Consider the following 21,741-nt stretch of genomic DNA (forward strand, 5'->3'; position numbering starts at 1 on the left):
ACAAATCATCGCGACACGCCCATGAAAAAAATCGTTATTGCCCCCGACTCGTTCAAGGAAAACCTGACCTCGCTGCAGGTCGCCAAGGCGATCGAGACCGGCGTCCGCCGCGTACTGCCGGACGTCGAGTGCATCAAGGTGCCGATGGCCGACGGTGGTGAGGGCACCGTGCAGTCGCTGGTCGACGCGGTCGGCGGCAAGTTCGTTCGCAAGCAGGTACGCGGCCCGCTGGGCAACAAGCCGGTCAAGGCGCGTTACGGCCTGCTTGCCGAGGGTGACAGTGCGGTCATCGAAATGGCCGAGGCCTCGGGTCTGCCGCTGGTTACCAGCAACAAACGCGATCCGCTCAGGGCGACGACCTACGGTACCGGCGAGCTGATCCTCGATGCGATTGACCGCGGCGCCCGTCACATCATCATCGGTATCGGCGGTTCGGCCACGGTCGACGGCGGCGCCGGTATGGCGCAGGCACTCGGGGTGCGGTTCCGCGATAAGAATGGCCGCGTGATCCGTGAATACGCCGCTGGCGGCATGCTGAACCGGATCGCCAGCATCGATCCCGACAACCTCGACCCGCGTGTCCGGAAAGCGAAGATCATCATCGCCAGCGACGTCGACAACCCGCTGGTCGGCAAACGCGGTGCCGCTGCCGTGTTCGGGCCGCAAAAGGGCGCGACACCGGCGATGGTGAAAACCCTGGATGCCAACCTCAAGCATTTCGGTGAGGTGATAAAGCGCGATCTCGGTGTCCGCGTGAACAACATGACCGGTGCCGGTGCCGCCGGCGGTCTCGGTGCCGGACTGGTGGCATTCACGAACGCCAAACTGCAAAGTGGCATCGACATCATCGTCAAGGCGGTTGGCCTGGCGGATTACCTGCAGGGCGCCGACCTGGTCATTACCGGGGAAGGGCAGGTCGATTTTCAGACCGCGTTCGGCAAGACACCGGCCGGCGTGGCCAAGGCCGCAAAAAAGGCGCGCGTGCCGGTGATCGCCATCGGCGGCGGTCTGGCTGACGACGCCCGCGGCGTGTTCGAACACGGCATACACGGTCTCGATGCCGCGGTGGCCCGGCCGATGACACTGGACAACGCTTTCGATAATGCCGCGAAGTATCTCGCCAACGCCGGCGAACGCGCGCTGCGCATGATCATGCTGGGTCAGGACATGCAGAAAAAGCGTGTGCGCAAGAAGGCGAAGAAGAAGGTTAGATAGTGATTGGTTAATTGGTGACTAGGGCCTGTTGATCTTTGCGGTTTAATTAAGGATGGGCATGGTGCCTGTTATCATTGTTTTTCCGACAAAACAGTGATTTAAGGCGACCATGCCCGGATTGATGTTAACAGATGCCGACTGGTCCCGGCTATCGAACCTGCTGCAGCTCAGCGGGCGGGTGTACAACAAGACGGAACATCGGCTGACGCTGGAAGGGATCCTGTACCGGATGCGCACGGGTTGTCCGTGGCGCGACCTGCCGGCGGCGTTCGGCCACTGGAACACGGTGTTCCGGCGTTTCAATCTGTGGTCGAAGAAAGGTGTATTGTCGCAGCTGTTTCTGGGTCTGGCCGACGACCCGGATACGGAATGGCTGTTCATGGATGGTAGCGTGGCACGCGCCCATCAACACAGCAGCGGTGCCGCGAGCGATGCGGATGAAGCCATTGGCCAGAGCCGGGGCGGCCGGAGCACGAAGCTGCACCTGGCGGTCGACGGCTTCGGCCTGCCAGTGCATTTTGAACTCTCCGGCGGCAATAGCCATGACATCAGCCGGGCCCAGTCGCTGCTGGCCGGGACACCGGCAATGGATTATGTGGTCGCTGACAAGGGCTACGACAGCGCCGCCTTTCGTGACACGATACAGCAGCGTGAGGCCCGGCCGGTCATACCCCGGCGGAGTAACAGCCGGCAGGGCAATGACGACATGGACTGGGGGTTATACCGGTACCGACACCTGGTCGAAAACGCTTTTGCCCGGCTCAAGCACTTCCGCGCCATCGCCACGCGCTATGACAAACTGCAGCGAAACTATGCCAGTATGATTGCGTTGGCCTGCGCGATAATCTGGCTGCCCATGTGAAAGATCAACAGGCCCTAGTAATTGGTGATTGGCAGGCCCCGATCCTGTGGGAGCGAATGGACCAACAGCGCATAGCGCACCTTGTCTCTTCCCCCTTGATGGGGAAGGAAGAGTCTGTCCTGGCATGCAGTAAGCCGGGAATGGGGGTGAATTAAACAGCCTCGCTAGTTCAATCATCCCCACCCCCGTATCAAGTACGGGGCAGGCTCTGACCCTCCCCCATCAAGGGGGAGGGAATGGAAGGTAGGAGCGGCGACCTCGCCACGAAAAAGGTTCGAATACCATGCCGTAACCGACCTCCTGTTCGGCCCGCGGTCGGGCCTCCTACGGGTGTGGTTAATTAGTTAACTGGTTTATTGGCTATTGAATTTGAAGTTTTTCTTTGACACCGGAACAATGTCGAACACGCATTTTTAATTACCAATCACCAACGTCATGCAATTCTCATCCTTTTCCAAACGCTTTATGGGCAGTGCCGGTATTCTGCAGTTGATGCAGGATCTGGGCGAGGCCATGGCCAATGGCGGCGAGGATGTCTGCATGCTCGGCGGTGGTAACCCGGCCGCCATTCCCGAGATCAATGAACGCCTGCATCGACGCATGCAGGCGCTGCTTGATGAGCCGAACCGTTTTGCTCAGATGATCGGCAATTACGATTCGCCCCAGGGCGAGCCGCGTTTCATTAAAGCTTTATGCGAACTGTTCCGGCGCGAGTACGGCTGGGCTATCAGCGAGCGCAATATCGCCCTGACGGCCGGTAGCCAGGCGGCCTTTTTCATGCTCTTCAACCTGTTTGCCGGCGCGTTTCCGGATGGCGGCCGGCGTCGCATCCTGTTGCCGATCCTGCCGGAGTACATCGGTTACAGCGATGTCGGCATCAGCCAGCCGCTGTTTCGTGCCGTCAAACCCTCAATCGAGGAGCGTGGGGCGCACCGCTTCAAGTACCGGGTCAACTTCGATGAACTGACGATCGCCGATGACGTCGGTGCCATATGCGTGTCGCGGCCGACCAATCCGACCGGCAACGTGCTGACCGATGACGAAATCGATCGCCTGCATGCTCTGGCGCGCGAGCACGATGTGCCGCTCATCATCGATAACGCCTACGGCCAGCCGTTTCCCGACATCATTTTCAAGCAGGTCGCATTGCCCTGGTCGGAGCAGATCATTCTTTGCCTGAGTCTGTCGAAGATGGGATTGCCGGCAGTACGTACCGGTATCATCGTTGCCGCGGAACCGGTGATTCAGGCGATTACCGGCATGAACGCGATCCTGCAGCTGGCCAACGGCAGCATCGGTCCGGCGCTGGCCGAGGAAATGACCGCCAGCGGCGAGATTATCGAGCTCAGCCGCAATGTCATCAATCCGTACTACCGGGCGCGTTCGGAGCAGGCACTGGCCTGGTTCGACGCGGCACTGGCCGGCGTCGATTACCGCATCCACGAGGCCGAGGGTGCGATATTCCTGTGGCTGTGGTTTCCGGGACTGCCGATCAGCAGCGACGAACTCTACCGGCGCCTCAAGCAGCGCGGCGTGCTGGTGATCGCCGGTGAACATTTCTTCCCGGGACTGGAAGAGGACTGGCCGCATCGCCACGAATGCATTCGGGTCAGCTATGCGCAGTCACCCGAGGTCGTGCAGCGCGGCATCGGCATTATTGCCGAAGAAGTCAAAAAGGCGTTCGGCCATCAGGACTAGCCCTGGTGGTTGTCACCCGGGCCCGGCTTGCGCCGGCGCCTGGCAAAATCGATTTCCACCAGGTTCCAGCGACTGCCGCCGCAGCGGCGTTTCAGTTCGCCAACGTATTGACCGGCGCGGCGGTCCTGTTCCTGTTCGCGTGGGTCGGCATCCGTGTCGCGGCAGATTTTCGATTGGCGGATGAGGCTGCGCACGGGACTAGCGGAGCAACTGGTAGTCGCGTATCTGGCTCAGGGTCGGGCCGAAGAGTTTTTCCAGCAGCGGTTTCTTGCGCACATAAGTCACTTGGTAAAGATCGGCTGTTTTGGCAGCCTCGGCCAGGTAGTCGTCGCTGGTCTGCAACCGATCGACCAGCTGCAGCTCCAGCGCCCGCGTACCATACCAGTGTTCACCGGTGGCGATTGCGTCAATATCGAGCTGCGGCCGGTTGTTCTTCACGAACGTCTTGAACAGTTCATGCGTCTGTTCCAGTTCCTCGCGGAAACGCTCACGGTCGGTGTCCGTGTTTTCGCCGAACAGGGTCAGCGAACGCTTGTATTCGCCGGCACTGATCTGTTCGTAATCGATATCATGCTTTTTCAGAAAACGGTGAAAGTTGGGCAGCTGGCCGAGAACGCCGATGGATCCGACGATGGCAAACGGCGCGGCGATGATGCGATGGGCGACGCAGGCCATCATGTAGCCGCCGCTGGCGGCGACCTTGTCAATGGCGACGGTCAGCTGGATGCCATGATCGCGAACGCGCCGGAGTTGGGAGGCGGCGAGACCATAACCATGAACGGTGCCGCCGCCGCTTTCGATGGTGACCAGCACCTCGTCGTTGTTGTCGGCCACCTGCAGGATGGCGCTGATTTCCTCGCGCAGTGAGGCAACTTCACTGGCGCGCAGGTCGCCGTTGAAATGCACGACGTAAACGCGCTGGCCGGAGGCCTCATCGTAGTCCTTGCGCTTTTGCTTGTCCTCGCCCTTGCTCGCTTTCAGGATCTTCTTGAAGCGTTTGCTCGGCATTATGGCATGCTTGAGTGTCAGCGCCATGTGCCGGTACTTCTGGTTCAGGTGCTTGACCTCGAGATGTTCCTCGCCGCTCATACGCGCGCGCATCATCACCAGGCTGCCGGCGGCGACGACAAGCCCGGCGCTGATCAGTACCGCGAGTATCTTGGCCAGAAACAGACCGAATTCGGCAAGGTATTCCATCTTATGCTCCCCGGAATTTGCCCGATTATAGCGTGATTTCGTCGGCTTGCGTGGCCCGGATGGCAAATCGAGTTAACGCAGCGGCGCTGACAGGGTAGACTTGCGCCTTTCTTTGCCCTGGATGGCACCGCTGTGTGTCCCTGACGAGTGATTCATTGAGCCAGACCGATTCCAACGCCGCGCATCGCGAACGCAGCCGCAATATTGGCGCCTTGCGCGGTCTGCTGCCGTTCCTGCGCCCGTATCGGCTGCGCATTGCCATGGCCTTGTTGGCCTTGCTGATTGCAGCCGCGGCCACACTGGCGATGCCGGCAGCAGTGCGCCAGGTTATTGATCAGGGTTTGTCCAGTGAACAGGTTGCCTCGATCAATCAGTACTTCCTGGCGCTGTTTCTGCTGGCGGCAGTACTGGCGCTGTTCTCGTCATTGCGCTTTTATCTGGTTTCGTGGCTGGGTGAACGTATCGTCGCCGACATCCGCAGTCGTGTTTACGAGCATGTCCTGCGCCTCAGTCCGACGTTCTACGAGGTCACGCGGACCGGTGAGGTACTGTCGCGCCTGACCACGGACACGACCCTGATCCAGTCGGTGGTGGGCAGCAGCCTGTCGGTGGCCATGCGCAGCACGGTAACGCTGATCGGTGGTCTGATCATGCTGTTCGTCACCAGTCCGCGCCTGACCGCGATGATCCTGGTGCTGGTGCCGCTGGTGGTCGGTCCGATACTTTATTATGGCCGCAAGCTGCGCAAGCTGTCGCGCGCCAGCCAGGACAGCATCGCCGAGTCCAGCGGCATTGCCGGCGAGACGCTGAACGCGATCCGCATCGTCCAGGCATTCACGCTGGAACGCCTGCAGGGTGATCGTTTCGGTAATGCGGTAGAGCGTTCCTTCCGCATCGCCCGCAAACGTATACGTACCCGGGCGGCATTGACCGCACTGGCGATTACCATCGTCTTCGGTTCCATCGTGCTGGTGCTGTGGGTCGGTGCGCATGACGTCATTGCCGGGCGCATGAGTGGTGGCGAACTCGGTCAGTTCCTGCTTTACGCGATCCTGGTCGCCGGCAGCACCGCGGCGCTGTCGGATATCTGGGGCGAACTCCAGCGCGCCGCCGGCGCCACCGAGCGGCTGATGGAACTGCTCGAGGCGCGCGCCGAAGTGCGCGCGCCGGCACGGCCGCAGTCGCTGCCGGAACCGGGACGGGGCCGCATCGCGATCGAAGGGGTGCAGTTCAACTATCCATCGCGGCCGCAGCAGGCGGCGTTGCAGGATATTTCCCTGAGCATCGAACCCGGCGAGACGGTGGCACTGGTTGGTCCGTCCGGAGCTGGCAAGAGCACGCTGTTCCAGTTGCTGCTGCGTTTTTACGATCCGAAGGCCGGCGTGATTCGCCTCGATGGTGTCGATATCGCGCAGGTGGATCCGGAAAGCGTGCGCGCGCGTATCGGCATCGTACCGCAGGAAACCGTGATCTTCGCCAACGATGCGCTGGAAAACATCCGCATTGGCCGTCCCGATGCCAGCGATGAAGACGTCAAGGCGGCGGCGCGCGCCGCACAGGCCGACGAATTCATCGAACGCCAGCCCGAGGGCTGGCAAACTTTCCTCGGCGAGCGCGGTCTGCGCCTGTCCGGCGGCCAGCAACAGCGTATTGCCATCGCCCGGGCGATCCTCAAGAATCCGCCGATATTATTGCTCGATGAAGCAACCAGTTCGCTCGATGCCGAGAGCGAGCGGCTGGTACAAAAGGCACTGGAAAGACTGCTGCACGATCGCACGACCCTGGTGATCGCGCATCGCCTGGCTACGGTGCAGAAGGCGGATCGGATCGTCGTTCTGGATCACGGCCGGGTCGTAGCAGTCGGCAGCCACGAGGCGTTGCTGCAACAGGATGGATTGTATGCGCGGCTGGCGGAGCTGCAGTTCGGTCGGCAAACATCTGTCCTACAGCCGGCGGTATCGGGCTAGATTGGCTGTCCGTGGGGTAGGCGGGGTGAAGCGCGGTACGGCGCATCCCGATAACGCCGGGATGCGCCGTTCCAAGACTCAACGATTGTAGTAGTACAGCGATTTGAAATCGGGCGACAACTGATCGACGCCGGTGGCCGCCGGATTACCGCGATCCCGCAGCAGCAGCGACGGGTTTTCGCCAAAGCCCTGGCCGAAGCTGTAGCGTAATCCGCCGAGGACATATTCGTTGTCCTGGCTGCCATGCGCGGCGCGGGCGAAAAAGCTCAGGCCATTGAAACTGTCGAAGCGCGGCTGATACTCAAGCCGGATCTTGCCCAGGGTAACGTCGTTGATCTGTTCGCCGCCGATCTGGAATGACAAGTTGTCGGTTGCGTACCAGCGCAGATCAATACCGGCAAAGGGCTGCGATTCGAACGAGTCCGTGTTGTGCAGGTAACCTGGCTGGCCGGTGTTGTGCAGGTAACCGGCACGGCCGCTGGCGGTCAGTGAACCGTGGTACCACTCACCCTCGGCACCAAAACGGTAGTAGTGGCCGGTGCTGTAATCCAGGTACGAGGCTATGGCGTTGACGAGGCCGCGCTCCGGGTCCTGCCACAGCAGGCTGCGGCCGCCGCCGGTGTGGACGTCATTCCAGTGGTCAAACGCCGCCAGCCGGACCTGGCTGTCCAGTGAATGACTCAGCGGCGAATAGAGGTAGCTTTCGCCGGTACTGAACAGGTTGTCGTACAGCGTCCAGCCGTAGCCTGCAAGGCGCTGTTGTTCGCTGGCTTGATCATTGCCTTCCAGTGGCTTGCCGGATTCCGCGGCTATGACGGGCAGGCTTGTTGCGGCCAGAAGAAGCGGTAGCAGTCGGTGCAGCATAGCGAAATACCCCATGTTCTCTCCATTGCCCCGGGCCATGAATGGCCTTTCCTATAATGGACCCATTGAGTTCGGGCCTCTTGTTAGCGGCTTACTTGAAGTATAGCCGAGGCGGTCATTTTCGTGGAGCAATTTCGGCAATTTGTGATCAAACCAGCAAACTGCCATGGATGTTGTCGCTGCGATGGCGGGTGTTATTCGCCTGGCCCGGGTGAGGAGAAATTAACTGGTCGGATTCATTCGCGTTGCAGTACGGTCAGCCGCCTGCTTTCCCGGATCTGGGCTGGCCCTCCGGATCCCAGGCTTCCCAGTCCGGCTTAGGACCGAAACGTTCCGCCAGAAAGTCGACCAGGCTGCGCACCTTCACCGGCAGGTAACGCCGGTCCGGGTACATGGCGGCGATGGCGTAGGGGGCGGGCTCGTAGTCGAGCAGCAATGCCTGCAGGCGGCCGGCCCGCAGGTCATTACCGATCATGTACGTTGGCAGCATGGTCAGACCGAGGCCGTTGACGGCCATGCGATGTACCGCGTCGCCGATGTTTGAACGGAAACGGCCGTTGACCTTATGCAGCGTATCACCGTCGGGGCCGCGAAACGGCCACTCGTCGCGCGGCGGAAAACGTGAGCTGGTCAGACAGTTGTGTGTATCGAGGTCAGCTGGTGTCTGCGGTGTACCGTGTCGGGCCAGGTAGTCGGGCGAGCCGGCGACCACCAGCCGTGAGTGGGCGAGGGTACGCGCGACCAGGCTTGAATCCGCCAGTCGCCCGACCTCGATCGCCAGGTCGAAGCCTTCTTCGACGACGCCGGCCGTGCGGTCGGTCAGCTTCAGTTCGACCTGGACCTTCGGGTACATCTGCATGAACTCGGCCAGTAGCGGCACCAGGTGAAACGCGCCGAACGACGGTGGCGCGTTAAGACGCAGGATGCCGCGCGGCTCGCTGGTCAGGGTGGCGACCGCTTCCTCGGCTTCATCAAGATCGGCAAGGATGTGCTGCAGACGCTCGAGGTAGTTGGCGCCGGCTTCGGTCATGCTGACCTGACGGGTATTGCGGTTCAGCAGACGCACGCCCAGGTTTTCCTCCAGGTTCATGACGTGCTTGCTGACCATGGCGCGGGATATATCCAGCTCGCGTGCCGCGGCGGCAAAGCTGCCGTCGCGGGCAACGCGGGCGAACACGCGCATGCTGGTTAATCGGTCCATGAACGACTCCCCTGATTATGGATGACCATGCCACTATTGTTTCTCAATAGGAAACAGTAAGTCAACTATATTGTTGTTGTGTAAACCGAGGGTGGCTACTAGGATATTGTGCATCGCAGCAATAGACGCTGAAGCACAAGCCAAAGTGTAACTGGCTGCGTTGACTTTAACCGTTAATGGGCAAACGCCCAAGGAGGTATCCAATGAAGTCATCGCGCTTAATCCTGTTGGTCACCAGTCTCATGCTGGCAGTTACCGGCCACGGTGCCCGGGCCGCAGAAACCGCCAGCGACATCGAATACATCGCTGTGCAGAACCTGGCGTCCTGGAACATCGCCTTCAACGAGGGTGGTCTCGACCAGTTTGACGAGGTCAGCACCCTGTATACCGAGGACGCCGTGCTGATGACGCCGTCCGGCCAGGCCGAAACCACCACGGCGGGTATCCGGAATTTCTGGAAAACCCTGTACGACATCGGTTTCAACGCCCATACCCTCGACATCAGCGAAGTGCAGGGCGATGACAATTCGATCATCGTCACCAGCCGCTGGGAGGCGCTGCGCTCGCCGGAAAACGACATGATATTTGAGGGCCGCATGATCAGCGTACTGGAACGACAGTCCGACGGCCGCTGGCGTACCACCTACCAGCGCTGGAACTGAGGCTGGGCTGAAAGTTTTTGACCTGTAGAGCTTGCTCTACGCCTCCGCAGATGCGGCCGGATTCCGAGCCGGCCGCATCGTCTCACTCCGCTGAGACGCTTGCCCCGGTCCGGAGCCTTCCGTGACCGGGACTTTTTTTAAGGTCGCTGTGGTTCGGCTTTTTTGTAAGATTTTTTTAATGATGCAATAAAATCAATTGGTTATCTGTTTCATTAAAAGAAACAGTGAGTCAATAAAATAGTAGTTGTGTATACCCACAGGTACTAATAGTCTATTGCACTGCAGCAGGGCAATGCCCCTTTATGCAGCATCGGCAAGCAGCAGCCGGCGCTGCGCGGCAAAGGTTTGAGTAACTTGGAGAGGGTCATCCTCTCTTCCTCCTCTTGGCGAAGTCGTCACCCGAACTGACGAGCTTCGTCGTCTCACTCCCCTGAGACTCATTCACCCGGCGTTTCCCAACGCCGGGTTTTTTTTTGCCGCTGTCTGGCCGCTGCACGAATTATCTGCTGAAATGTATGTTCTGGGAAGTGATCGTGGCGTTACGCGATCCTGTGGAAAGGAATGCAGCAGCAGGGACAGCGCGCATGGCCAGACACAGGTCTCATCTGTTTGAACTCGCCGCGGAACTGCCCTGGCCGATGGCACTGGCGCTGGCGGTTCTGAGCTATCTGCTCATGGCATTGGCCGCCCCCGGTCTTCTCGATCACGCCCCCGTTCCTGCAACGTTCGCACGGGTCCTTGCCAACCTGGCGCCATTCGTCGCCGGCCTGTTTGTGCTGGTAGCACTGTTGTCATTGGGCCGATGATACCTTGATCGCCGGCTGTTCAACCGCCAGCGGACTATTCACGCTCTCCGCCATTTGCACTGGCGCGACTTCGAACGCTATCTCATCGAAGCCTATCGCCGCCAGGGCTACCAGGTGCTGCAGAACCCGTTCGGGGTGGATGCGGGCGTCGACCTGGTCCTGCGCCGTGCCCTGGAAAAGGATTACGTCCAGTTCAAGCACTGGGATTCGCGCCGGCTGGGTGTCAGCGTCGTGCGCGAACTTTACGCTTGCGTGACCGCAGGCCAGGCCGATGGTGGCTTTGTCGTCGCCAGCGGTCATTTCAGCCGTGCGGCCAAGTCTTTCGCGGCGGCCACGCCTGTCCAGCTCGTCGACGGCGCGCAACTGGTTCAACTTATCGGCCCCGTTTGCGCCGACATTGAGCAAAACCTGTTGCGGCCTGCTGCCGCCGAGGCGATCGATCCGCTGCACGACGCGCCCGAATGTCCCGTCTGCGGCCGTTCCATGGTACGCCGCCGGGCACGCGGCCGTTATGCCGGCTCGCAATTTTGGGGATGTGCGGCGTTTCCTGCCTGCCAGGGGCCCGGGATATGGATTGAAGACGGTGCTTTGAAACACGGTTTGAACCGGCGTAAGTTAGAACTTCACCTGTAACAGTTCACCGGTTCAATGGAGGTTTGCATGCCGCACTGGAAACTCGCCGAACTCGACAACGAACAACTTGCCATTGTTCACGAAGCAGAGCAGTCGCTGCACCTGGACTATCTGCTGCTTTATCGCGAAAGTGATGCGCACGCCGCTGCTTTCCGGCCACCGCCGGAGCTGCGCTTTGCCCGCCTGAGTGACAGTGAAATGGAATGTCTGCAGGGCATGGAAAAAAATCTCGGCGCGGTGGCGATCGCATACGAGCGCGCCGCGGGTTGAATTCCGGCTGACAGGCCGGGACGATCAGCCCCAGTAGTCGACTGCACGCTTCAGCTCCGCGGCATGGTATTCGCGCGCCGGTATGCCGGTGTCGGGTCCCTGATAGCGTCCCAGCTCGCGTGCCCTGGCAAAGAAACCGGGCGCGGGCAGTCCGTTTCGCTGCTTGCTGACGACCAGTGCGGCTATCAGTGGCACATCCGCCTGGGCATCCTGGACCATCAGTTGCTCGAGCAGCAGCGCCAGCTGGTGAATGGTGTGTGGTGGTTCCAGTGCCAGTTCGCGGGCGGCGTCGCGGTAGAGAACCGGTCTGCCGCGGCGGGCAACGCCGCGCAGGTAAGCGCGCACCGCGTCAGCATCCACCCCGGCAGTCACGTTCGCGTCCTAATCAGCCCACCAGCCGGCCACCACTGGCCACGGCGACCACGATCAGCCCGAGACCCAGGTTGATGGCAACAAACAGCCGGATCTGTTCGAGTTTTGCCGCTGCCGTTGCGGTGTCGCCATTGTCCAGGGCCTGGCGAAAACGCCGCCAGGGCGCGAAGAAAATGTGCGCGAACAACAGCATCATGAGCAGGCCGAGCCCGTGCATGATATGGATGTGCACGCCGGCGCCGGCAAAGCCGCCGTACAGACCGAACAGCATGTAGTAGCCGCTGGCCAGCAGGATGGCGATGAGCAGCCATACCGCTGGAAAAAAGCGTCCGAAGACTGCCTGCCAGAGTGACTGGCGCTGCGGGCCATCCAGCGTCGCGCCGGCGGCCGGGCGCAGGAAGCAGTAGGCGAAGGTCATGCCGCCGACCCAGATGACGGCGGCCAGCGTGTGCAGTGCGAGTACCAGACTCATGGTGAATTCCTCAGCGCATTTGATTCTGTGGGGTTATTGGCGCGCACGGTAACACATCTGCCTGCTGCGGACTGGTCGTCGCCAACCACCTGGTTGGTTGCCAGCAACCATCTGGTTGCAGCCAATCACCCTGTCAGGACGTTTCGTCGATGCCGGAAAATTCAATAAATTCTTGATTATTAATGATTCTAAAACCAACTCCTGAGTTGGCATGCGTTCTGCATGATCCACGGTAACAGCGAGTGAGCTGACCAAACGATCGACAGGAGAAAGACGATGAAATGGGAAACCCCGGCTTATAACGACATCCGCTTCGGCTTCGAAGTGACGATGTACATCAACAACAAGTAAGACTTGTTGCGACAGAATTCAGGCAACGTCACGAGACGTTAATCCACTAACTGGAGGTGTTTATCATGAAATGGGAAACTCCCGCTTATAACGACATCCGCTTCGGCTTCGAAGTGACGATGTATATCAACAACAAGTAAGCATTAGCACTTGTTGTACCCGCAAAACCCCGCTCCGGCGGGGTTTTGTTTTTTGGGCTGTTTCCGGCAGAAGCCTGCCTGTTCAGGATTAATCCAGTTTTTTTCCCGGTTAACAGGCTTGTATTTGAAAGCTCGCGCCCATACAAGGACAATAATGGGCAATCAATTCTCAGCATGTATAAATTGTTGTCATGAAAATCACCGACAAAGATCCAGAGCGACATAACAGCATTGAATACCCGATGGAGTTATCGGCGCCGCCCTACGCCCCGGTACCGGTGGCGGACGAGAAGGATGAGCAGCGCAACGTCGCCCGGCATCACACGAACCAGAAACTCGACGAGTTGAAGGAGCAGTACGACCTGGCGCGTCAGCAGCTCGAGGCCATCGAACGCCAGGTCAAGGGTACCGTGGATCGCCTGCAGGTCACCGAGGCGGTACTGGAAGCGGACTACCAGTTCTCGCCGGTGGTCATGAAGACCTATTACCTGTACTGGCATAGCGGCAAGCAAAAGTACGTGCTCAGCCCCACCGGTCCGCAGGCATGGAGCTGCGGTGCGCCGGACCACTGGGAGTACCAGTCGGCGGTACGTCTGCTCGGCGATTCCACCTGGGAGCCGGTCGAGGTCAATGAACCCATGGATGCGGACGCCGCCCGGCAGGGTGCTGACAGCGGCTCCCAGGGCGATACCATCGACGGCGAGACCGTCTAGTAGCATTCATTCCGGCGGGATCTGTCCCGTGCCCGGTTCCGAAATTGCCGCTGCCGACAGCCGTCGGCGCGGGTACAATGCGCCGCCATGACTGAAACCATCACCGCAACGTTGACCGCCGCGCAGCGCGATCGCTTCACTGAGCAGGGCTACCTGGTACTGCGTCAGTTGGCGCCGGCCACCGTGTTGACTGAACTGCAACAGGTGGCCCGTGAGCAGCTGGCCGCCCGGCAAGCGCCGCTGGAGTATGAGTCCGAGGCCGACTATCCGGGTCTGCCGGGGCTGACCGGGCAGACCGAGGGCACCACCGTGCGCCGCCTGCTGCAGGCCTACGATCGGCACCCCGCCTTTGCCGACTGGGCAACCCACGAACGCATCACGGCACGCGTGGCGGCGTTGCTCGGCGATGACCTGTGGCTGGTGCGCAATCATCACAATTGCCTGATGACCAAACATCCGCAGGGCAGTAGCCGCACCGGCTGGCACCGCGACACCCGCTACTGGTACTTCAGCCGGCCGGAACTGGTCAACGCCTGGCTGGCGCTGGACGGTGAACATCCCGACAATGGCGGCCTGCACGTGATTCCCGGCAGCCAGCGGCTGGATATCGAGCCGGAGCGGCTCGACGCGGCGCTGTTCCTGCGCGATGACCCGCGCAACCAGGCGCTCATCGACAGTGCCGTGGCCTTGCAGCTCGAACCCGGCGACGTGCTGCTGTTTCACAGTCACCTGTTGCATGCTGCCGGTAATAACCGCAGCGAAGCGGTCAAGCACGCGCTGGTGTTTACCTATCGCGCCGGCGACAATCCGCCGCTGGCGGATTCACGTTCCAGCCGTCAGCCGGACGTGCCGCTGGGTTAGGTGGCCGGCTGCGTCACTCAACGCTAGCGTTGTGGCCCGATTCATACGCGTGGTGTGCGTGTGCCGGCGCCACCCATAGCCAGGCCGAACAGCGTGCAGGCGGCTCCCGCCCACAGCAGGCATAACAGATAGAGCAGCCAGCCGAGCGGATTGTCGCCGAGACCGAAGTGGCTGGTTGCCAGCGCAACCAGTACGGCAACAATGATCATCAGCTGGCTGGCAATCAGCGCTAACGCCAGCCGCAGTAATCCAGCTTGTTCCCGGATCGCATCACTGGTCTCGGCAAGCAGGTTCATTCGCAACATGTCATCTCCCCGGTCAGACGTATTTGAAGATGAACTATGCGGACGCCGGCATGATGTGGCAAGTGTCGGCAATAGCGGCGTTTCAGCCAATGCCGAATATCCGCTAAACTGCCGGCATGCCATTACTCATTGCACTTGTTCTTGCCATTCCGACCCTGATCGGTATCGCCATAGCGTGGTACTGGCTGGTGTGCTGGGGCGAGGTCAATCTCAAGCCGCGCTATGGCGATCGCAAGGGTTTTGTCCTTGCCGCCGTGGTGATCCCCGCCGTTCTCATCACGACCATCAGCGCTGCTGCAACATTGCTCGGCCGCGTTTACGGTGCCTATTTTCTCGGTGCCGTGCTGCTCGGCTTTGCCATATTCGGGCTCGTATCACTGTACCTACGCTTCATCTGGCGTGCCTGAGCCGTATCCTTTGAACAACTCACCGGGACAACATCATGGCTGAATCCACACCGGGCACCGATCGTTTTCGCAAGGTTTTCATCCTGCTGCTGTTGCTGGTCGTCGGTGCCACATTCCTCGGCATGATCAGCAACTTCATTATCGCGCTGGTTCTGGCCGGCGTGTTCAGTGCGTTGTTGTATCCATTGCAAAGCTGGTTGTGTCAGCGGCTTGGTGGGCGGTCGGCGCTTGCGGCCATTCTGGTTCTCACCGCTGCCGTCGTCGTGATCGTTCTGCCGTTGCTGGCCATGCTGGGTGTCGTCGTCGCCGAGGCCGTGCAGGTGAGCGAACAGATCAAGCCTTGGGCCAGGGAGCTCATGTCCGGCGATACACCGATCACCGCGCAATTGCCCGATTGGCTGCCCTATGCCGAGCAACTGGAGCCATATCGCGAGCGCATCCTGAACAAGATCGCCGAGGCCGGCAGTGCTTCCGGTAAATGGCTGGTGAGCAGCGTATCCGCAGTTACCCAGGGTACGGTCGGTTTTCTGCTTAGCCTGTTTGTCATGCTTTACGCCATGTTCTTTTTTCTCATCGATGGCGCGCGCATGCTGGATGTATTCAAGCTGCACCTGCCGCTTGCACGCGAGGACTGGGACCTGATTCTCGACCGTGGCGTCGCGGTGACGCGAGCGTCACTTAAGGGCATTCTGGTTATCGGTGCATTACAGGGCCTGCTGGTGGGTCTCGGTCTATGGGCAGCCGGCATCAGTGGTGCGGCATTCTGGGGTACCATCGTGCTGATCCTGTCCGCCATACCCGGCCTTGGTGCACCGCTTATCTGGGTACCGGCAGCGATTTATCTGTTCGTGACCGGCGCAACCGGCTGGGGTATTGCCATGGTGGTCTGGGGCGCGGTGGTCGTCGGTCTTGTCGATAACGTCCTGCGCCCGATCATTGTCGGCCGTGATACCCGCTTGCCGGATCTGTTGATTCTGGTGGCGACCCTCGGTGGCATCATCATGTTCGGTGCAGTGGGCATACTACTCGGGCCGATTATCGCCGCGATGCTCGACACCGTACTCAACATCTACCGTCGCGCGTTCCGGGACTGGTTGCCGGCCGATTGAGGGATACTGTACTGATGGCGTCGCGAACATGACTGCTCATGGAATCAATCGAGTCATTGTGCGTCCCAAAGACATTCTCTTAATGAAACGGTTCTGTTGGCAGTGATGGCGCGAGGCTGATGCTCGACGGGTTGCAACAATACGAGGCACTGTTCTGGTGGCTGTTCGCCGGATCGATAATCACCTTCGTCGCCACACTGGTTATCGTACCCATTCTGATCGTGCGCCTGCCGCATGATTATTTTTCGCATGAGCGGCGCCGCAGTCTCAGTCGTAGCAAACAGCATATTCTGATCCGCGTGCCGCTGGTGATACTGAAAAACACACTTGGGGCCGTACTGTTCATGATGGGGATCATCATGCTGGTAACGCCGGGGCAGGGCATACTGACCCTGCTGGTCGGACTCGTGCTGCTCAATTATCCGGGCAAGTACCGGCTCGAGCGCTGGATCGTGTCACGGCCAGCGGTATTCAATGTCATCAATTGGTTACGTCGCCGCGCCGACAGGCCGCCACTGGTGCTTTAGAAAATAATGCCGGCATACCCTGCAACAAGGTGGAGAACGACATGGAAGTAGAATTGCTCGACATCCGCCAGCATATGGGGGGCTTTCCGCCCTTCGACATGATCGACGACGATCTGCTGGATGAGGTGGCCGGTCAGATCGAGGTAGCCTATTTCAAGGCGGGTAGCGATATCCTGGTTTATGACCAGGAGATTCATCATCTGTGCTATATCCGCAGCGGTGCCGTCGAGGTCTATCGTCGCAACGGCGATCTGTATAACTGGCTGGATGAGGGCGATATCTTCGGTCACTTCGGGCTGATGCGCAACAATCGCGTGCGCTTCCCGGTACGGGCGATGGAAGATACGCTCATCTATTTCATCCCCGAGGTGCTGTTCGAGAAGCTGTGCGAAAGCAACGACAACTTTGCCGATTTTGTTGAACTTGAACGGCCGCGTCTGCAGGCAACTATCGAGGAGCAGAAAAAGAACAATGACATGATGATCACGCGGGTGCGCAAGCTGGTCTCACGTTACCCGCTGATCGTCGCGGCCTCGACAACGGTACAGGAGGCAGCCCATCAACTGACCGAGTCACAGGTCTCCGCCGTGCTGGTGGTCGACAGTATGAACGATGCGCCGCGCTATATTTACCGTGACAGTGAGGCACGGCCCTGGCAGGTGCGCGGCATTCTAACGGATAGCGACTTTCGCGGTCGCGTTGTTGCCAAAGGGTTGCCGCCCGAGACACCGGTGGGTGAAATCATCGGCGACAGATTGATCGTCATTCAGTCCGATGAATCCGTGTATGAAGCCATGCTGACCATGCTGCGCAATAACGTGCATCATCTGCCGGTCATGCACAGGCTATCGCCGATCGGTATCGTGCACCTTTCGGATATTATCCGCTACGAGACGAACAGCAGCTTCTATCTGGTCAGCAACATCTTCAGCCAGGTCAATGCCGCCGGCATGGCCCGGCTGGCACCGGATGTGCGTGCCGCGTTTGTCAGCATGGTCGATGAAGGCGCGGACTCGCGCATGGTCGGTAGCGCACTGTCGACGATTGGCCGCAGCTTCACTCGCCGCTTGCTGGAACTGGCCGAGGAGTCGCTGGGCCCGCCGCCCGTGGCTTACTGTTTTATGGCCCTGGGATCGCTGGCCCGCGACGAACAGTCGATCGTGACCGACCAGGACAATGCCCTGGTGCTCGCCGATGATTTCGATCCTGACGAACACGACGCGTATTTCGCGGCACTGGCCGGGATCGTCAGCGATGGTCTCAATACCTGCGGCTATCCCTACTGCAAGGGCGACATCATGGCGACCAATCGCCAATGGCGCCAGCCGCTCTCGGTCTGGAAGCAATACTTCAACGACTGGCTGAATGATCCGACACCCGAGCGACTACTAAACAGTTCGATCTTTTTTGATCTCGATGCTATCTACGGCGATAGCCTACTGGTCGAGGAATTGCAGGAACTGATAGCGGAAAAGGCGGCGAAAAAGCCGCTGTTTCTCGCGGCCATGGCGCTCAATGCCCTGAACCGCACGCCGCCACTGGGCATTTTCCGCACTTTCGTGCTCGAGCAGGACGGCAAGAAGAACAACTCGATCAATCTCAAGCGTCGCGGTATCGCTCCCATGGTCGACTTGATTCGCGTCCATGCGCTGGCCTGTGGTTCGCGCGCGCAGAACAGCTTCGATCGCCTCGACGATATCGATCAGACGCAGCTGCTGGCGCCGGGTGTCAGTGACAACCTGCGGCATGCGTTCGAATTTCTGTCCATGTCACGCTATCGTCACCAGGTGATCGATATCAAACAGGAGCGCCCGCCCGACAATAATATCGAGCCGGAAAACGTTTCCGACAGCGAGCGGCATCACCTTAAGGATTCCTTTCAGATACTGGATTACGCGCAGAAATTTCTGCGCTTTCGATTTCCCATGCCGGCGGAATAGACAGTGGCACTGTTCGCAAAAGCGGCGGCGCCGGATTGGCCGCAGTATCTTGCCCAGCGCGCAGCGACCGCACGCGATGCACGTCTCGCCCGTTTCTTTGCGGCTGGTACGATCGCGCCGGACACACCCATCAACGAGGCGCCGCTGGTGGCCCTGGATATGGAAACCACCGGGCTCGATCCGCAGCGTCATGCGATTGTCAGTATCGGCCTGGTGCCTTTCACGCTGAATCGCATCGCTCTGGCGCAGCGACGTTACTGGGTGGTGCGACCGTTACGGCCATTGAGTGATGAGTCGGTCGCGTTCCATCACATTACCCACGCGGACATAGCCCAGGCCCCGATAATCGATGCAATCCTTGCTGAATTGCTGGAGGCTCTGGCCGGGCGCCTGGTGGTGGTGCATTTTCGTCATATCGAGCGACCGTTCCTGAATACGACCCTGCAAGCCCTGTTGGGTGAGGGTATCCAGTTTCCGGTGATCGATACCATGTCGATAGAAGCACGCCGCTACCGGCAGTCAATCTGGGCGCGTTTTCGTCGCTGGATACGGCGTCCGCCCGTATCAATCCGCCTGCACAACAGCCGCATGCGCTATGGCCTGCCGGCCTACCAGGGCCATCATGCATTGACCGATGCACTGGCTACGGCCGAATTGCTGCAGGCACAGATCGCGCGCCATTTCCCCGCGGATGTGCCCATCGGCAGTTTGTGGCGCTGAGTGTCCCGGCCCATAAACGAAGCGGGCGGGCATCAATCGATATTGATGCCCGCCCGCCATGACTGTACCGAACGCCGGTGCGAACGGTCAGTCCCGTATCAGCCGCGCGGTTCGCTCATCAGCCCGCGGACGATGGCGTAGCATGCTGCCAGTAATACCAGGGTGAATGGCAGACCGGTGGAAATCACGGCGGCCTGTAACGCGATAAGCCCGCCACCCAGCAACAGCGCAATGGCGATCACGCCCTCGATGACAGCCCAGAAGATACGTTGCGGCTTGGGTGCGTCAACCTTGCCGCCGGAAGTAATCGAGTCGATCACCAGCGAACCCGAGTCCGACGAGGTGATGAAGAACACCATCACCAGAATGATGCCGATGAACGATGTAATGGCGGTCAGCGGCAGTTGGCCGAGCATGACGAACAACTGCAGTTCCAGCGCCGCGTCCTTGACGCCCTCGAAGCCGCCGTTGACCAGCTGGTCAATGGCAGTGCTACCGAATGAGGTCATCCACAGTACCGACACCGCGGACGGAACCAGCAGGACGGCAATGAGAAACTCGCGTACGCTGCGACCGCGACTGACGCGGGCGATGAACATGCCGACAAACGGTGACCAGGATATCCACCAGGCCCAGTAGAACGCGGTCCAGCCGCCACTGAAGTTGGTATCCTCGCGGCCAAAGGGATTGGACAGCGCCGGCAGATTCACCACATAGGCTTTCAGGTTTTCGAAAAAGCCGGTGATGATCATCAGGGTCGGGCCGACGATGATCACGAACATCAGCAACAGGAACGCCAGCACCATGTTGATCTGTGACAGTCGTTGCACGCCCTTGTCGACGCCGGCGACCACCGACAGCAGCGCGACGGCGGTGATGCCGATGATCAGAAAGACCATGGTGATGTTATTGTTCGGTATATCGAACAGATAGCTCAGGCCGGCGGCAGCCTGCGAGGCACCGATACCGAGCGATGTCGCCAGGCCGAACAGGGTGGCGAATACGGCCAGGATATCGATGACGTGTCCCCACCAGCCCCAGACGCGCTCACCCAGGATCGGGTAGAACACCGAGCGCATCGTCAGTGGCAGGCCCTTGTTGAACGAGAACACCGCCAGCGCCAACGCCACGGTGGCATAAATCGCCCAGGGATGTAGACCCCAGTGAAATATAGTGGCGGCCATGCTCAGGGCCATGGCGGCGTCGGCATCGCCCGCGGCACCACCCAGCGGCGCCCAGCTGTCGCCGCTCAGTGACGTATTGAAATGCGTCAATGGTTCGGACACGCCGTAGAACATCAGGCCGATGCCCATGCCGGCGGCGAACAGCATGGCGAACCAGCCGGCATAGCTGAAATCCGGCGTCGCCCGGGCGCCACCGATACGGACCCTGCCCAATGGACTGAAGATCAGGGCAATGGTCAATACGACAAAGACATTGGCGGCTGACAGAAAGAACCAGCTCAGGTTATCGGTCAGCCAGCTGCGCAGACCGCTGAACATCGGTTCAACATAGTTCTGCAACGCCAGCGTGATGATGACGAAAAATACGATGAGCAGCGATGAAATCGTAAAGACCTTGCCATGCAGATCCAGGTTGACGCCCATCTTGCGCGTGGTGATGTTGTCCTGGCCGATGACGTAGTCTGTATCAATCAGGTTGGCCGCACCGTCGGGTGCCGGAATACCCTCGGCACCCTCGTTGTTCTCCTGGGCCTTCTCATCTTGAGAATGATTAGTCACGGTAGAACTCCTCGGAATGTCGTTGAAATATTATTGGCATAACAGCCGGTTGCTTACGGCCTGATCAGAAATACGGATGCCGTGGTATTTGTGGCGATCTTGCCGCCATGCGATGGCATGACTGCATCGAGGTGCGCGGGCAGGTGTGTGGCCATGACAACCAGATCGGCGCCAATGTCGTCGATAGCCTGGGTCAGTACATCATCGAGATCAGCGATGGGATCGGGACTGGTGATGGCCCGGGCCTTGACCGGCTGACCGTGGCTCTCGCCCTGCTGCCGGGCGAAGGCTTCCAGTTTCTGCTGGTATTCTTCCGGTGTTCGGGCAACGCTGCCCGGCACGGTTGCGGTGACACTGACGTAATGGACTTCACAACTGTAGTGTGCCGCCAGGTCCGACGCTGCCTGCAGGGCAGGTTTCAGTGTTTCGATATGGGCCAGATCGACCGGCACCATCATCCTTTCAAACATGCTGTGCCTCCTTGGTTAACCCCGAATTGCGTGAGTCCGTTGCCAACGCCATCAATCGGCGCGAAGTCGGTTCCGTGGGTATTCAATGCTTTATTGCCATATTACTGAATTCATACTACGCAGCATGGCCCTTTTTTGCCAACCCACGCCAATGACGCGATCATGGCACGGAGCCGGGATCGCACATTCTGTTCAGGTTTTGTTGGATACATGTCGAGGCATGATCGCGATCCATGA

Annotated in this window: 26 protein-coding genes; 17 read left to right on the plus strand and 9 right to left on the minus strand. The window is 59.7% G+C overall.

Annotated features, from left to right (window positions below; genetic code table 11):
- The first annotated feature begins 21 nt into the window (after positions 1 to 21).
- From J2T55_RS09045 to J2T55_RS09055, 3 genes are all read left to right on the plus strand, one after another.
- Positions 22 to 1,215, plus strand: a complete 1,194-nt coding sequence (locus tag J2T55_RS09045; RefSeq protein ID WP_259055771.1) for a glycerate kinase — start codon at positions 22 to 24, stop codon at positions 1,213 to 1,215.
- Positions 1,216 to 1,324: 109 nt separating this feature from the next.
- A complete protein-coding gene (locus J2T55_RS09050) occupies positions 1,325 to 2,077 on the plus strand; it encodes an IS5 family transposase (RefSeq protein ID WP_259055772.1) in 753 nt (250 codons plus the stop codon).
- A 435-nt stretch (positions 2,078 to 2,512) separates the two neighbouring features.
- Entirely contained in the window at positions 2,513 to 3,775 is a 1,263-nt protein-coding gene (locus J2T55_RS09055; RefSeq protein ID WP_259055773.1) for a valine--pyruvate transaminase, read from the plus strand.
- Here the strand turns inward: J2T55_RS09055 and J2T55_RS09060 are convergent.
- Both J2T55_RS09060 and sohB read right to left on the minus strand, forming a co-directional pair.
- A complete protein-coding gene (locus J2T55_RS09060; protein ID WP_259055775.1) occupies positions 3,772 to 3,969 on the minus strand; it encodes a hypothetical protein in 198 nt (65 codons plus the stop codon). The genes J2T55_RS09055 and J2T55_RS09060 overlap by 4 nt on opposite strands.
- A 4-nt stretch (positions 3,970 to 3,973) precedes the next feature.
- On the minus strand, positions 3,974 to 4,972 hold the full coding sequence (sohB, locus tag J2T55_RS09065) for a protease SohB (RefSeq protein WP_259055776.1): 999 nt from the start codon (positions 4,970 to 4,972) through the stop codon (positions 3,974 to 3,976).
- Between the two features lie 155 nt (positions 4,973 to 5,127).
- Here sohB and J2T55_RS09070 point away from each other — a divergent pair, with 155 nt between their 5' ends.
- Positions 5,128 to 6,939: an ABC transporter transmembrane domain-containing protein gene (locus J2T55_RS09070; RefSeq protein ID WP_259055777.1), complete on the plus strand. Its 1,812-nt coding sequence runs from the start codon at positions 5,128 to 5,130 to the stop codon at positions 6,937 to 6,939.
- Positions 6,940 to 7,017: 78 nt separating this feature from the next.
- Here the strand turns inward: J2T55_RS09070 and J2T55_RS09075 are convergent, their stop codons facing one another.
- The gene (locus J2T55_RS09075) at positions 7,018 to 7,818 is read right to left on the minus strand and encodes a BamA/TamA family outer membrane protein (RefSeq protein WP_259055778.1); all 801 of its coding nucleotides are present in this window, start codon (positions 7,816 to 7,818) and stop codon (positions 7,018 to 7,020) included.
- Positions 7,819 to 8,059: 241 nt separating this feature from the next.
- A complete protein-coding gene (locus tag J2T55_RS09080; protein ID WP_259055779.1) occupies positions 8,060 to 9,004 on the minus strand; it encodes a LysR family transcriptional regulator in 945 nt (314 codons plus the stop codon).
- A 203-nt stretch (positions 9,005 to 9,207) separates the two neighbouring features.
- Between J2T55_RS09080 and J2T55_RS09085 the strand changes: the two genes are divergently transcribed.
- From J2T55_RS09085 to J2T55_RS09100, 4 genes are all read left to right on the plus strand, one after another.
- A complete protein-coding gene (locus J2T55_RS09085; RefSeq protein ID WP_259055780.1) occupies positions 9,208 to 9,666 on the plus strand; it encodes a YybH family protein in 459 nt (152 codons plus the stop codon).
- Positions 9,667 to 10,250: 584 nt separating this feature from the next.
- Entirely contained in the window at positions 10,251 to 10,472 is a 222-nt protein-coding gene (locus J2T55_RS09090; RefSeq protein ID WP_259055781.1) for a hypothetical protein, read from the plus strand.
- Between the two features lie 54 nt (positions 10,473 to 10,526).
- On the plus strand, positions 10,527 to 11,105 hold the full coding sequence (locus J2T55_RS09095) for a restriction endonuclease (protein WP_259055782.1): 579 nt from the start codon (positions 10,527 to 10,529) through the stop codon (positions 11,103 to 11,105).
- Between the two features lie 27 nt (positions 11,106 to 11,132).
- Positions 11,133 to 11,375 (plus strand): hypothetical protein, encoded by a 243-nt coding sequence (locus J2T55_RS09100; RefSeq protein ID WP_259055783.1) that lies wholly within the window; start codon positions 11,133 to 11,135, stop codon positions 11,373 to 11,375.
- Positions 11,376 to 11,399: 24 nt separating this feature from the next.
- Here the strand turns inward: J2T55_RS09100 and J2T55_RS09105 are convergent, their stop codons facing one another.
- Both J2T55_RS09105 and J2T55_RS09110 read right to left on the minus strand, forming a co-directional pair.
- Complete coding sequence (locus J2T55_RS09105) at positions 11,400 to 11,747, minus strand: hypothetical protein (protein ID WP_259055784.1); 348 nt, start codon at positions 11,745 to 11,747, stop codon at positions 11,400 to 11,402.
- Between the two features lie 13 nt (positions 11,748 to 11,760).
- The gene (locus J2T55_RS09110) at positions 11,761 to 12,219 is read right to left on the minus strand and encodes a CopD family protein (protein ID WP_259055785.1); all 459 of its coding nucleotides are present in this window, start codon (positions 12,217 to 12,219) and stop codon (positions 11,761 to 11,763) included.
- Positions 12,220 to 12,495: 276 nt separating this feature from the next.
- On the opposite strand from J2T55_RS09110, the gene pqqA (J2T55_RS13240) reads away from it, so the two are divergent.
- From pqqA (J2T55_RS13240) to J2T55_RS09120, 4 genes are all read left to right on the plus strand, one after another.
- On the plus strand, positions 12,496 to 12,570 hold the full coding sequence (pqqA, locus tag J2T55_RS13240) for a pyrroloquinoline quinone precursor peptide PqqA (RefSeq protein WP_407660071.1): 75 nt from the start codon (positions 12,496 to 12,498) through the stop codon (positions 12,568 to 12,570).
- 65 nt (positions 12,571 to 12,635) lie between these two features.
- The gene (pqqA, locus tag J2T55_RS13245) at positions 12,636 to 12,710 is read left to right on the plus strand and encodes a pyrroloquinoline quinone precursor peptide PqqA (RefSeq protein ID WP_407660071.1); all 75 of its coding nucleotides are present in this window, start codon (positions 12,636 to 12,638) and stop codon (positions 12,708 to 12,710) included.
- 242 nt (positions 12,711 to 12,952) lie between these two features.
- A complete protein-coding gene (locus tag J2T55_RS09115) occupies positions 12,953 to 13,423 on the plus strand; it encodes a DUF2452 domain-containing protein (protein WP_259055786.1) in 471 nt (156 codons plus the stop codon).
- Positions 13,424 to 13,510: 87 nt separating this feature from the next.
- Positions 13,511 to 14,284 carry a phytanoyl-CoA dioxygenase family protein gene (locus tag J2T55_RS09120; protein ID WP_259055787.1) on the plus strand — a complete coding sequence of 258 codons (774 nt, stop codon included), beginning with the start codon at positions 13,511 to 13,513 and terminating at the stop codon, positions 14,282 to 14,284.
- 41 nt (positions 14,285 to 14,325) lie between these two features.
- Here the strand turns inward: J2T55_RS09120 and J2T55_RS09125 are convergent, their stop codons facing one another.
- The gene (locus J2T55_RS09125; RefSeq protein WP_259055788.1) at positions 14,326 to 14,589 is read right to left on the minus strand and encodes a hypothetical protein; all 264 of its coding nucleotides are present in this window, start codon (positions 14,587 to 14,589) and stop codon (positions 14,326 to 14,328) included.
- A 116-nt stretch (positions 14,590 to 14,705) separates the two neighbouring features.
- On the opposite strand from J2T55_RS09125, the gene J2T55_RS09130 reads away from it, so the two are divergent.
- From J2T55_RS09130 to J2T55_RS09150, 5 genes are all read left to right on the plus strand, one after another.
- On the plus strand, positions 14,706 to 14,996 hold the full coding sequence (locus tag J2T55_RS09130) for a hypothetical protein (protein WP_259055789.1): 291 nt from the start codon (positions 14,706 to 14,708) through the stop codon (positions 14,994 to 14,996).
- A 35-nt stretch (positions 14,997 to 15,031) separates the two neighbouring features.
- On the plus strand, positions 15,032 to 16,105 hold the full coding sequence (locus J2T55_RS09135) for an AI-2E family transporter (RefSeq protein ID WP_259055790.1): 1,074 nt from the start codon (positions 15,032 to 15,034) through the stop codon (positions 16,103 to 16,105).
- Positions 16,106 to 16,224: 119 nt separating this feature from the next.
- The gene (locus J2T55_RS09140; RefSeq protein ID WP_259055791.1) at positions 16,225 to 16,632 is read left to right on the plus strand and encodes a PGPGW domain-containing protein; all 408 of its coding nucleotides are present in this window, start codon (positions 16,225 to 16,227) and stop codon (positions 16,630 to 16,632) included.
- Positions 16,633 to 16,673: 41 nt separating this feature from the next.
- On the plus strand, positions 16,674 to 18,572 hold the full coding sequence (locus J2T55_RS09145) for a DUF294 nucleotidyltransferase-like domain-containing protein (protein WP_259055792.1): 1,899 nt from the start codon (positions 16,674 to 16,676) through the stop codon (positions 18,570 to 18,572).
- Between the two features lie 3 nt (positions 18,573 to 18,575).
- Entirely contained in the window at positions 18,576 to 19,292 is a 717-nt protein-coding gene (locus tag J2T55_RS09150) for a 3'-5' exonuclease (protein WP_259055793.1), read from the plus strand.
- 98 nt (positions 19,293 to 19,390) lie between these two features.
- Here J2T55_RS09150 and J2T55_RS09155 read toward each other — a convergent pair whose 3' ends face one another.
- Positions 19,391 to 21,034, minus strand: a complete 1,644-nt coding sequence (locus J2T55_RS09155; protein ID WP_259055794.1) for a BCCT family transporter — start codon at positions 21,032 to 21,034, stop codon at positions 19,391 to 19,393.
- A 53-nt stretch (positions 21,035 to 21,087) separates the two neighbouring features.
- Positions 21,088 to 21,504 (minus strand): universal stress protein, encoded by a 417-nt coding sequence (locus J2T55_RS09160; RefSeq protein ID WP_259055795.1) that lies wholly within the window; start codon positions 21,502 to 21,504, stop codon positions 21,088 to 21,090.
- Positions 21,505 to 21,741: the final 237 nt, after the last annotated feature.

Origin of the sequence: Methylohalomonas lacus (assembly GCF_024808875.1) — a bacterium.
In the GTDB taxonomy this organism is placed as follows: Bacteria; Pseudomonadota; Gammaproteobacteria; order Methylohalomonadales; family Methylohalomonadaceae; genus Methylohalomonas; species Methylohalomonas lacus.

Excerpts from the sequence above, each read along its gene's own strand:
- J2T55_RS09045 (WP_259055771.1), top strand. The coding sequence starts at position 22 with ATGAAAAAAATCGTTATTGCCCCCGACTCGTTCAAGGAAAACCTGACC.
- J2T55_RS09050 (WP_259055772.1), top strand. The coding sequence starts at position 1,325 with ATGCCCGGATTGATGTTAACAGATGCCGACTGGTCCCGGCTATCGAAC.
- J2T55_RS09055 (WP_259055773.1), top strand. The coding sequence starts at position 2,513 with ATGCAATTCTCATCCTTTTCCAAACGCTTTATGGGCAGTGCCGGTATT.
- sohB (WP_259055776.1), bottom strand. The coding sequence starts at position 4,972 with ATGGAATACCTTGCCGAATTCGGTCTGTTTCTGGCCAAGATACTCGCG.
- J2T55_RS09075 (WP_259055778.1), bottom strand. The coding sequence starts at position 7,818 with ATGGGGTATTTCGCTATGCTGCACCGACTGCTACCGCTTCTTCTGGCC.
- J2T55_RS09080 (WP_259055779.1), bottom strand. The coding sequence starts at position 9,004 with ATGGACCGATTAACCAGCATGCGCGTGTTCGCCCGCGTTGCCCGCGAC.
- J2T55_RS09085 (WP_259055780.1), top strand. The coding sequence starts at position 9,208 with ATGAAGTCATCGCGCTTAATCCTGTTGGTCACCAGTCTCATGCTGGCA.
- J2T55_RS09090 (WP_259055781.1), top strand. The coding sequence starts at position 10,251 with ATGGCCAGACACAGGTCTCATCTGTTTGAACTCGCCGCGGAACTGCCC.
- J2T55_RS09100 (WP_259055783.1), top strand. The coding sequence starts at position 11,133 with ATGCCGCACTGGAAACTCGCCGAACTCGACAACGAACAACTTGCCATT.
- J2T55_RS09110 (WP_259055785.1), bottom strand. The coding sequence starts at position 12,219 with ATGAGTCTGGTACTCGCACTGCACACGCTGGCCGCCGTCATCTGGGTC.
- J2T55_RS09115 (WP_259055786.1), top strand. The coding sequence starts at position 12,953 with ATGGAGTTATCGGCGCCGCCCTACGCCCCGGTACCGGTGGCGGACGAG.
- J2T55_RS09120 (WP_259055787.1), top strand. The coding sequence starts at position 13,511 with ATGACTGAAACCATCACCGCAACGTTGACCGCCGCGCAGCGCGATCGC.
- J2T55_RS09125 (WP_259055788.1), bottom strand. The coding sequence starts at position 14,589 with ATGTTGCGAATGAACCTGCTTGCCGAGACCAGTGATGCGATCCGGGAA.
- J2T55_RS09130 (WP_259055789.1), top strand. The coding sequence starts at position 14,706 with ATGCCATTACTCATTGCACTTGTTCTTGCCATTCCGACCCTGATCGGT.
- J2T55_RS09135 (WP_259055790.1), top strand. The coding sequence starts at position 15,032 with ATGGCTGAATCCACACCGGGCACCGATCGTTTTCGCAAGGTTTTCATC.
- J2T55_RS09140 (WP_259055791.1), top strand. The coding sequence starts at position 16,225 with ATGCTCGACGGGTTGCAACAATACGAGGCACTGTTCTGGTGGCTGTTC.
- J2T55_RS09145 (WP_259055792.1), top strand. The coding sequence starts at position 16,674 with ATGGAAGTAGAATTGCTCGACATCCGCCAGCATATGGGGGGCTTTCCG.
- J2T55_RS09160 (WP_259055795.1), bottom strand. The coding sequence starts at position 21,504 with ATGTTTGAAAGGATGATGGTGCCGGTCGATCTGGCCCATATCGAAACA.